Origin of the sequence: Dactylosporangium sp. NPDC050688 (assembly GCF_040654515.1) — a bacterium.
Classification (GTDB): Bacteria; Actinomycetota; Actinomycetes; order Mycobacteriales; family Micromonosporaceae; genus Dactylosporangium.
Genome location: NZ_JBFAIC010000022.1, coordinates 138461 through 147802 on the forward strand (window position 1 = coordinate 138461; position 9342 = coordinate 147802).

The 9342-nt window shown below is 72.2% G+C and carries 9 protein-coding genes; 6 read left to right on the forward strand and 3 right to left on the reverse strand.

Translation table 11 applies throughout. The features are described from left to right. Window positions 1-27: 27 nt before the first annotated feature. On the reverse strand, window positions 28-492 hold the full coding sequence (locus AB0H83_RS22265) for a hypothetical protein (RefSeq protein WP_360096984.1): 465 nt from the start codon (window positions 490-492) through the stop codon (window positions 28-30). A 149-nt stretch (window positions 493-641) separates the two neighbouring features. Between AB0H83_RS22265 and AB0H83_RS22270 the strand changes: the two genes are divergently transcribed. Then, window positions 642-1397, forward strand: a complete 756-nt coding sequence (locus AB0H83_RS22270) for an ABC transporter ATP-binding protein (RefSeq protein ID WP_360096987.1) — start codon at window positions 642-644, stop codon at window positions 1395-1397. Continuing rightward, window positions 1382-3118 (forward strand): hypothetical protein, encoded by a 1737-nt coding sequence (locus AB0H83_RS22275; RefSeq protein WP_360096990.1) that lies wholly within the window; start codon window positions 1382-1384, stop codon window positions 3116-3118. The genes AB0H83_RS22270 and AB0H83_RS22275 overlap by 16 nt, the downstream gene beginning before the upstream one ends. Here AB0H83_RS22275 and AB0H83_RS22280 read toward each other — a convergent pair. Both AB0H83_RS22280 and AB0H83_RS22285 read right to left on the reverse strand, forming a co-directional pair. Continuing rightward, the gene (locus AB0H83_RS22280) at window positions 3097-3786 is read right to left on the reverse strand and encodes a Crp/Fnr family transcriptional regulator (protein ID WP_360096993.1); all 690 of its coding nucleotides are present in this window, start codon (window positions 3784-3786) and stop codon (window positions 3097-3099) included. The genes AB0H83_RS22275 and AB0H83_RS22280 overlap by 22 nt on opposite strands. Window positions 3787-3842: 56 nt before the next feature. Then, on the reverse strand, window positions 3843-4382 hold the full coding sequence (locus AB0H83_RS22285) for a hypothetical protein (RefSeq protein WP_360096996.1): 540 nt from the start codon (window positions 4380-4382) through the stop codon (window positions 3843-3845). 165 nt (window positions 4383-4547) lie between these two features. On the opposite strand from AB0H83_RS22285, the gene AB0H83_RS22290 reads away from it, so the two are divergent. From AB0H83_RS22290 to AB0H83_RS22305, 4 genes are all read left to right on the forward strand, one after another. Beyond that, window positions 4548-5327 (forward strand): hypothetical protein, encoded by a 780-nt coding sequence (locus AB0H83_RS22290; RefSeq protein ID WP_360096999.1) that lies wholly within the window; start codon window positions 4548-4550, stop codon window positions 5325-5327. Then, a complete protein-coding gene (locus AB0H83_RS22295) occupies window positions 5324-7597 on the forward strand; it encodes a hypothetical protein (RefSeq protein ID WP_360097002.1) in 2274 nt (757 codons plus the stop codon). Before AB0H83_RS22290 ends, AB0H83_RS22295 begins: the two co-directional genes overlap by 4 nt. Further along, a complete protein-coding gene (locus AB0H83_RS22300; RefSeq protein WP_360097005.1) occupies window positions 7587-8399 on the forward strand; it encodes a hypothetical protein in 813 nt (270 codons plus the stop codon). Before AB0H83_RS22295 ends, AB0H83_RS22300 begins: the two co-directional genes overlap by 11 nt. Window positions 8400-8477: 78 nt before the next feature. Further along, the gene (locus tag AB0H83_RS22305) at window positions 8478-9170 is read left to right on the forward strand and encodes a hypothetical protein (protein ID WP_360097008.1); all 693 of its coding nucleotides are present in this window, start codon (window positions 8478-8480) and stop codon (window positions 9168-9170) included. The last annotated feature ends 172 nt before the right edge of the window (window positions 9171-9342 follow it).

Genomic DNA, 9342 nt, shown 5'->3' on the forward strand with positions numbered 1-9342 from the left:
ATCCACGTGTAAGGAGTGCAGATGACGTCAGGAGCAGCGGGCGGTGGCGAAGTCCTGGTGGCCGCGGCCGGAGTGGCAGCGCTGCGTCCACTCGCCCGCGACGAACCGGAACCGCCCGTCGTCGCCGCGCCGCAGGGTGATGCGGTAGCGGATCGCCTGGATGGAGTCGTCGCCGAGCTTGCTCAGGGTCACGGTGAAGTGCGGGTCGTCCTGCAGCAGGTACACCTCGCCCGGCCCTTCGACCCCCTGGTGCAGATCCAGCAGCTCCGCGACGGTGGTGTCGGCCGCCTGCGCCCATCCGGGACGCTCGGCGTCGATGAGCGCGTTGAACCCGGGCGCCGACATCGCCCCGGTGCCCCGGTCCACCTCGATCCGCGCCGTCCACTGAGGACCGCCGGGGACGCTCGGCGGAGTCCACCGGGTGGCGTCGGACTGCTGGACCGGGTCGCCGCAACCGGCGACCAGGAGCAGCGCCACGACCGCCGACTTCATACCAACACACCTGTTTGACGCTCGACGCTGTTGCATAACGCAACAGACGCGCATGGGCCGGGTGTGGTTGACAGGGGTGGAGGTAGCCCCACCCCATCGGGGAGTCAGGGTCAATCCGTTCGGCTCGATCCGTCCGTACCGTCGGCGGCATGGACACAGCGTTGGAGATTCGGGGCCTGACCAAGCGCTTCGGGGACAAGGTCGCCGTCGACGGTATCGACCTTGCCGTCCCGCGGGGATCGTTCTACGGGATCGTCGGGCAGAACGGCGCCGGCAAGACCACCACCCTGTCCATGGCGGTCGGGCTGCTGCGGCCCGACAGTGGCAGTGCCACGATCTTCGGCGCCGACGTGTGGGCCGACCCGGACCGGGCCAAGGCGCTCGTCGGGGTCCTGCCCGATGGGCTCGCCATGCCGGAACGGCTCACCGGGCGGGAGGTGCTCACGTACCTCGGCCTCCTGCGCGGCATGCCCGGGCATGTGGTGGCAGAGCGCGCCGCGGAGCTGCTCGCCGTGCTCGAGCTCGACACCGCGGACAAGGCGCTGGTCATCGAGTACTCCACCGGTATGCGCAAGAAGATCGGGCTCGCCACCGCGCTGCTGCACGCGCCCAGGCTGCTCGTGCTGGACGAGCCGTTCGAGGCGGTCGACCCCGTCTCCGCGGCGACCATCAAGACGATCCTGCGCGGGTTCGTCGCCGGCGGTGGGTCCATCGTGCTGTCCAGCCACGTCATGGCGCTCGTCGAGCAGCTGTGCGACCACGTCGCCGTCGTGGATGCCGGCACCGTCGTGGCGGCCGGGCCGCTCGGGCAGGTGCGCGGCGACCGGTCGCTGGAGGACACGTTCGTCGCGCTCGTCGGCGGGCAGGACAAGGGGATCAAGGAGCTGTCGTGGCTGTCGAACTGACCATGGCGCAGATGAAGCTGGCCATCCTGCGGCACGCCTTCCGCGGAAAGCGCGGGCAGACCGCCGCCACCGGTGCCGTCCTCGGTGCGGTCCTCGCCGGTGGCACGCTGTACCTGAGCGGGCGGCCCGAGCTGCTCGCCGCCGCGTACGCGGTCTGGATGCTCGGCTGGATGCTCGGCCCGGTCTTCATGGGCGGCGGCGACGAGACGATCCGGCCCGAGTACTTCGCGCTGCTCGGCATCGACCGGCGGTGCCTGGCGACCGGGCTGCTGACCGCCGCGTTCGTCGGCGTCGCGCCGCTGGTCAGCCTCGTCGCGCTGGCCGGCCTGCTGTTCGCGGGCAACCCGCTGGTGGCGGTACCGGCGATGCTGCTGCAACTGGCCATGTTCGTCCTGCTGTCCAAGGTCAGCGTCGCGGTCGTCGGCGTGGCGCTGCGGTCCCGGCTCGGCGCGGTCGGCTCCGGCGCGCTCAACGGCCTCATCATCGCCGCGCTCGGGCAGTGCTGGGTGTTCTTCGCCCTGTTCGGCGAGACCGGGGTGCCCTCAGCCGTCTGGTACCTGCCGTCGTCGTGGGGGCTGCTCGCCGTCCGCGGCTCGTGGTGGGCGCTCGGCGCGCTGCTGGCCCTCAACCTGGTGCTGCTCGCGGCGTGGGCGGCACTGCTCGGCAAACGGGCCACCCGGGTCTCCGGCCGCGGCCGCCGCCCGATCACCGCCGCCACCCCGAACACCGCGGTCCTCGCCAAGGAGCTGCGCACCTGGTCCCGCGACCTGGTCCGCAACCACCAGCTGGCGTTCGCCCTCGCGTACGGCCTCGGCTTCGCCGCCAGCCCGCTGCTCATCGGCTGGGACGGGATGCTGCCGTACGCCGGACCGATCTTCGTCGTCATGGCCGCCGCCATGGCGGCCAACCTCTACGCCACCGACGGCACCGCGCTGTGGCTGACCCTGATGACCCCCGGCGCCGGCGACGTGCGGGGCAGGCAGCTCGCCTGGCTGGCGGTCCAGGGCCCGATCGCGCTCGTGCTGACCGTCGCCCTCACCGCCCTCACCACCGACGCCCCCTGGCCGCTGGTGCTGTCGCTGCTGGTGTCCCTGCTCGGCGGCGCGGCCGGCCTCGTCCCGCTGCTGTCCGTGTACGCCATGGTGCCCGGCACCGACCCGCACCGACGGGCCGGCAACCCGCTGCGCACCAGCGAGGACGACGGCGGGCTGACCGGCCTGGCGTACCTCACCCTGGCGTTGGTGGCGGTCACCGGTGTACCGGCGGCGCTGACCGCGATCTGGCTCGGCTGGACGGGCGTCCCGGTCGGCGTGCTCACCGGCGCCCTGTGCGCGTGGGGCTTCGGGGCGCTCGCCGAACGCCGCCTGCGGTCCCACGGGCCGGAGCTGCTGGAGACGATGCGTACCGGCCGCAAACCGCAGACCCGCCGCGGCTCCCGCACGCAGCTGAGCGGCCCGCAGAAGGCGATCGCCGGCTGGTGCTTCGGCCTCGGTGCCGTCCCGCTGGTCCCGCAGGGCATCGTGGCCGCGGTCTTCGTCGCCGACGGCAATCTGCGCCACTCCTGGTTCCTGGCCACATACATGCCGGCGGGCTGGCGGTACCCGGTGGCGGCGGCGTTCATCGCCCTCGGCCTCACCATGTACGGCACGGCGCTGTGGCTGATCCGCCCGAAGGGTGCGAAGCAACAGCCGGAACGGCCTTACAGCTCCGCCGCCTGCTGAAGGCCCTCCAGGTCGACCACCGTCACCGTGCGGTACCCGGTGACGATCAGGCCGGCGCGGCGGAAGTCCCGCAGCGACTTCTGCACGGTGACCTCCGCCGCGCCGCACAGGCTCGCCAGCTCCGACTGGGTCAGCTCGAAGCCGATCTCCAACCCGGTCGGGGTGCGGCGCCCGTACGCCAGCGCGATCTTCACCAGCACCCGCGCGACGCGGACCTTGGCGGAGTAGGCGGTGAAGTCGACCCGGAACTGGTTCGCCCACCGTAGGCGGTCGGCGACCATGCCGGCCAGCGCGAGCGCAGCGCTGGGCTGCTGCTCCAGGAACGCCCGCAGCTGGGCGCGGCCGATCACGCTGTACGTCATCGGGGTGCACGCGGTCGCCGTCGCCGAGCGGGGGAGGTCGTTCAGCGCGGACATCTCGCCGATGAGGTCGCCGCCGACCCGGATAGCCAGCAGCGACTCCACCCCTTCGCTGGTCAGGACGGTCACCTTCGAGATGCCGGTGTGGAGCAGGATGACGTGGCGATCCCGGGCGCCCTGACTGATCAGCACGTCACCCGGCGCGGCCCGGCGGCGCGGCGTCATGCTCCGCAGGCTGTCGCGGGCCGCCGGTGCCAACCGGTGCAGGTAGGTCCCCGGTGCCCAGGTGGCGGTGTCGACGAGACGCATCTTCAGTCCCCTCCGGCACGCATCGATGGCCGAGAATACCAGGAGGAGTGTCCCGACTACTGTCCGCCGATGGCGGCGGCCAGGCACAGCCAGCCGACCGAGCCGGTGACCGCGACCGCCGTCCACGGGATTCCGGCTCGGACCGCCTGGTACTTCCGCATCGCGATCCCAGCGAGCACCTCGGCCGCCGCCCATGCCTCCCGCCGCTGCTGCTCGACCGGGGCGGGGTCGACCGGTCCTCGGCGGGCCCCGAGGTCGGGCAGCGCGAAGCGGTTGCCAGCCGCGTCGTCCGGACGGTCCGGGCCGGTCAGGCGCGGCGCGAGGCACCGGCCGAGATGCCAGCCCGCGACGCAGGTCCCGACGATGATCGCCGCGGCGAGGCCGATCATGCCCATGGTGGCGACCGCACCTGCGCGCATCGCGGCGGCCGGCAGTCCCGGTTGATTGGCGGCCAGGGCGACCATGCCGGCCAGCCCGGTCAGCAGTACCGCGGCCTTCGTGTCGGCGTGCTGGACGGAGTTCTGCGCGGCGGCGCCGACGGACACGGCGATGCGCAGGTCCTCCAGCGGCTCCATCGGTTCCGGCGTTGCGTTCATGCCTCCATCACAGCCCGGATCGCGGCGGCGGAATGCCTCACAGGAAGGGTTCGCCGGTTTCCGTCATGCCGTATTTCGACGGAATCTCCAGCGGCAACCATCGATATACAGAAGCCGGCCGCCGGTGCCCGCCGCGCGGCGAACAAGCGGTGAAAGGTGGCGGCGATGTCCGAACCGGCCCATCCCAGACGTTGTGTGCTCGTCGCGGTCGACATGGAGCGCTACAGCCCGCGGGACAACCTGCGGCAGTACCGGGCGCAGCACCTGTTCCGTGAGGTCATGGCCGAGGCCGTGGCCAGTATCGGCCTGGATCGCGCCAGCTGGACCACCCAACAGAGCGGCGACGGCGAGCTGGCGATCCTGCCCGCGGACACGTCCGAGCTCACCGTCGTGGCGGACTTCGTGCCGGCGCTCGACCGGATCCTGCGGGAGCACAACCACAGCCTGCTGCCCGAGGCGAAGGTCCGGCTACGTGTCGCGATCCACCAGGGCCTGGTGCATCTCACCGGCGCCAACGGATTCCCCGGCGAAGCGGTGGTCGAGGTGAGCCGGCTGCTCGACGCCGACCCGCTGCGGCAGGCGCTGACGACGTTCCCGCAGGCGTCGGTCGCGCTCATCGTGTCGCGCAGCATCTTCCAGGACGTCGTGCGGCACGGGTACCGCGGGCTGCGACCCGAACGGTTCGGGCACGTCCGGGTGGCGGTCAAGCAGCTGACGACGGACGCCTGGATCGGCGTGCCCGACGAGGACGTGAGCGGAGTCGTCTGGGACCAGCCGCCCCCGCCGGAGCCTCGCCTCGCCGCGGCGCAGCCGGCCGCCACCGAACCGGCCACCGCGACGTACCAGATCAGCGGCGTCACCACCAACGGGCCGGCGGTCTTCGGTCCGGGCGGCACCGCCATCGGCACCGTGCATGGCCACTGGAACGGCAGGACCGATCAGTGACCGCCGCCGAGCAGCCGCAGCCCTCACCCCAACCCCCACCTCAACCTTCGCCTCAGCCTTCACCGCAACCCGAGTCCTCGCCGGCAGCGGAGCCCTCGCAGGAGGCCCACCAGGCGGCCCAACCGCAGTCGGCGGACACGTCGACGCCGGGTGCCGCGGACGGCGACGCCGGCACGGCCAGCGCCCGGGACACCACAGACGCCCTCGACGACGCGGTCCGCTCGCTTCCCACGACGATGATCAGGTCCTACGGCATCCTGGACTCGGAGTTCCTCGGCCCATCGGCCATCGGACCCGGTGCGACGTCGATCGGCGCGATCCTGAAACTCGGCGCCGGCCCCGGTCGGCGACGCTGTGTCAACCAGCCGCTGGACGGCGCCGTGGTGCTGGAACGCATCCACACCTACGCCCCGACCGCCACGCCCGACCGGTTGGTCGAACGACTCATCCGGCGCCCGGTCGCATATCTCAACGGACCGCCGGGCAGCGGGCGGATCACCGCTGCCCTCATCGGCCTGGCGCGCACGCACGCCCCAGACCGGATCACCCAGGTGCGCCTCGTCGGTGACGAGCCGATCCATGAGTACCTCACGGACCGCGATCTGCTCAGGGCGGACCACGGACATGTCGTCGAGCTGGCCGACACCGTCGAACCCGAACCGTCGGAGCTGGCGCAGCTGTCGACCCTCGCCCGCGCGGCGCGCGCGTGCGTCGTGCTCATCGGTGCCATCGACGCCAACCGCCGGCGGCTCGTCGAATACCGCGTCGAGCATGCCCCGCCCGACCCGCGTGACGTCTTCCTGATGTGGCTGGAGCGGCGGCTGCGGGACCGCAGCGGCTGCATCGACGCCTGCCCGACCTGCGAAGGTGCCTGCATCCGGCGGTACGTCGAACACTGCCGCACCCAGTACGTGCGGTACCTGCCGGGGAACACCATGGCGGACGCCGTGCGGTTCGCGGAGGACTTCGCCGAACGCTTACCAGACGGCACCGTCGCCGTCGACCTGCTCGCCGACCGCGGGACGCTGCGAGCCAAGGCGGCGAAGCTGCTCGGCGCGGCGCCTGCGGCGCGGGACGGAGAGGATCCCACCAGCCACCGCGCCCGCCGCCTCGCCCAGCACCGCCGCGCCGCCCGCCTCGCGTTCGCCGTGTTCCACGGCTACCCCTTGACCAGGGTGTTCGAGGCGACCGAGGCGCTCAACCGACGGTTGGACGAGGCCGCCGGGCGTTCGACGAGCGACCGTACCGTGCTGGAACGCAGCCTCGAAGACCTGCTCGACGGCATCCGTCACGAGGTCCCAACCGACTGGGCCGACAAGGCCGGCGCGGCCCGCATCGCCCGGCTCCGGCAGCCCGGCCTGGTCCGCGGCCTGCTCGACGTCGCCTGGCACGAGTACGACACGGCGCGGGAACCGCTGCTGCGATGGCTCGACGACCTGGTCGAGAGCGACGATGTCCGGCCCGTCGCCGCGGCCGCCGGGCTGCTGTGCGAGTACGACTTCGAACAGGTCAGCAGGCACCTGCTGGCGAGCTGGGCGGCGAGCAACACCCGCTCGCGGCGTGAGGCCGCCGCCCTCGCCTGCGAGCTGGCGGTGCACAATCCGGCGCTGGAATCACGCGTCCTGGCCTGCGTCGGGGGATGGGTGGAGCAGCCGGGCAACCGGCGCGACACGGCCGTGCGCACGTACGCCACCAACACCTTCCGGCGCCGGTACCCGCTCGACGCACTGATGGCGCTGGAACGCGCGGCCCGCGACGACATGCAGCGCACCAGCAACGCGATCCCGGTCGGCGTACGCGGCATCTACTCCACCAACAGCACCGCCGTGCTGCAGCGGCTGGTGCGCTGGCCGGACTCCCCGATCGCGAACCTGCACACCATGGCCAGCCGATGCCTGCTGCAACTTGCCGAGGTGGACAGCGACGCCATCGGCGAAGCGGCGACCAACGCCTGGCCGGCGCTGCTGCGGCAGACCGCCATGGGCGATGTCTCCGCCGCCGACCACGCCGGCCTCTGGCCTGGTGCCCTGCTCAACCCGGTGACGGCCCGCCAGGCCTGGGCGGTGTTCGAACGCTGGATTGCCCGCGCCGCCGGCGACGCCGATCTCACCGACGTGCTCTGCGAGGTGCTCGACCACGTGCTGCAGGGCGGCCCGCTCAACCGTCGCGCCCGGTTCTACCTGCAGTACTTCTGGCAGCGAAACATGCCGGACAACCCCGTCCTCCACATCGTCGACCGCATGCTGAAAGGCCGAGACCATGAGCACTGACTTCTACCGGGCCGGCGAGGCGACCGCAGCCTCCGGCAAGGCCCGCTTCCGCCGGTTCTTCACCGAATGGTGGCAACCCACCACGGTCGTGACCCCGCCACCCGACGTGGAGGCCGCGCTGGTCGACTGCCGGCCCACCGCACCGATCGCACTGGCGGCGAAGGGCGACGCCTTCGACTTCTCGGTCCGGCCGACCTTCACCTGGCGCGCCAGGCGGATGACCCGCGCCAGGTTCGAGGAACTCGTCGACGCGTTCACCCCCGACGTGCTGGACGCGTTGCGCCTGCGTACTGAGCGGGTGGCCCGCACCTTCGAGCCGCACCGCTCCGAGCATCTCGAACAAGAGCTCAACGGGCGTCTGGCCGCCAAGGACTGGGTCATGGGCCCCCTCGACGAGCGGCTGACCTGCCGCCCGGAGGTGTTCGTGCTGCCCGATCCGCGGGTCCGCGAGAGCATGCAGCCCTACTGGCAGCAGCAGATCCGGATGCAGACCGAGCACGAGCTGGCCATGCGCCGGGCCGAGCTGATCCGCGAGCGTACCCAGGCGTGGTCGAGGGTCATGAGGACGCTGGAACGCGATCCGCGCAGCCGGCACGCGGCGTCGCTGGTCGAGCACGAGGGCTTCGCCGAGGTCTTCACGGCCATGACGCAGGGCCGCAAGGACGAGCTGCTGAGGCTCATCGACCTGCTGGAGAAGGCCGGCCGCAGCTACAACGGGATCGGCCTGTACGAGTACGCCGAAGGCCTCGACGCCGCGCTCGCCGAGTACCGCAAACGCGCAGGCATGGACGAGGAGGAGTGAACGCCTCAGCAGCGGCTCGACCTCGTCGCCGACGGCACCGTCGCCCGCGAGTGGCAGCCCGAGCCGGACGGCTACGTCGTGCGCGACACCAGCCGGCTGCCGCCCGGCCTGCGGGTGCGCATCAGCCGCGGTACCGACGTCTTCTACGAGGCCAGGGTCGCCTCACCCGGCACGAAACGGACCGGCGCCGTCGACCCGAACCCGCTGCACGGCCGCGGCAAGCCCGTCCCGCGCGCCGCCCAGGCCGCCGCCGACGCGCTCGCCTACAGCTCCGGCCTGGTCGGCCCCGACATCCGGTACGTCGTGCTGTGGAGCGACGACCTCATCGTGGAGGACCCGAACGGCACCGGCTCGGGCCTCGGGCAGATCGCCACCGTGGCGGCGCTGACCCCGGACGGGGGCGGGCCGTACCTCACCGTCGCCCTCGACGCGAGCCCCGAACCCAACGCCCGCACGCACCCGACCGCGGAGGGCGCCCTCGGCGACCCCGACCGTTCCCTGATCGTCATGCGGATGCCGCACTTCACCCCGTCGCCGCCCGCCACGCTGCAGATCGTCGCCCCGCCGGCGGCGGTCAAGGCCGAGCTCCTCCGCGACGGCGAGCTGCTGCAGACCGTACCGCTGAACAACGGCGTCGGGCGCGTGGACCTCGCCGGTCCGGTCGAGCTGACCGTCCGCGCGCTCGACGCCCAAGGTGCGGTGGTGGCCCAGCGCCCGTTCACCGACACCCTCCGGTCCGCCGGCCTTGAACCCGACGTGAAGGGCTGGTGACCCGCCCACGGACGGCTCACCGGCTCACTTGTGATCTTGCCCGGTGATCGAAGTCGTGTCCTGGTCATCCAGACGACCAGGAGACCCCGTCGCTGCCGGACGGTCAGCCGGACCTGCGCTACCTGCGGATGGCCGCGGAGAGCATCGGCCGCACGATCGACGGCGAGTTCAC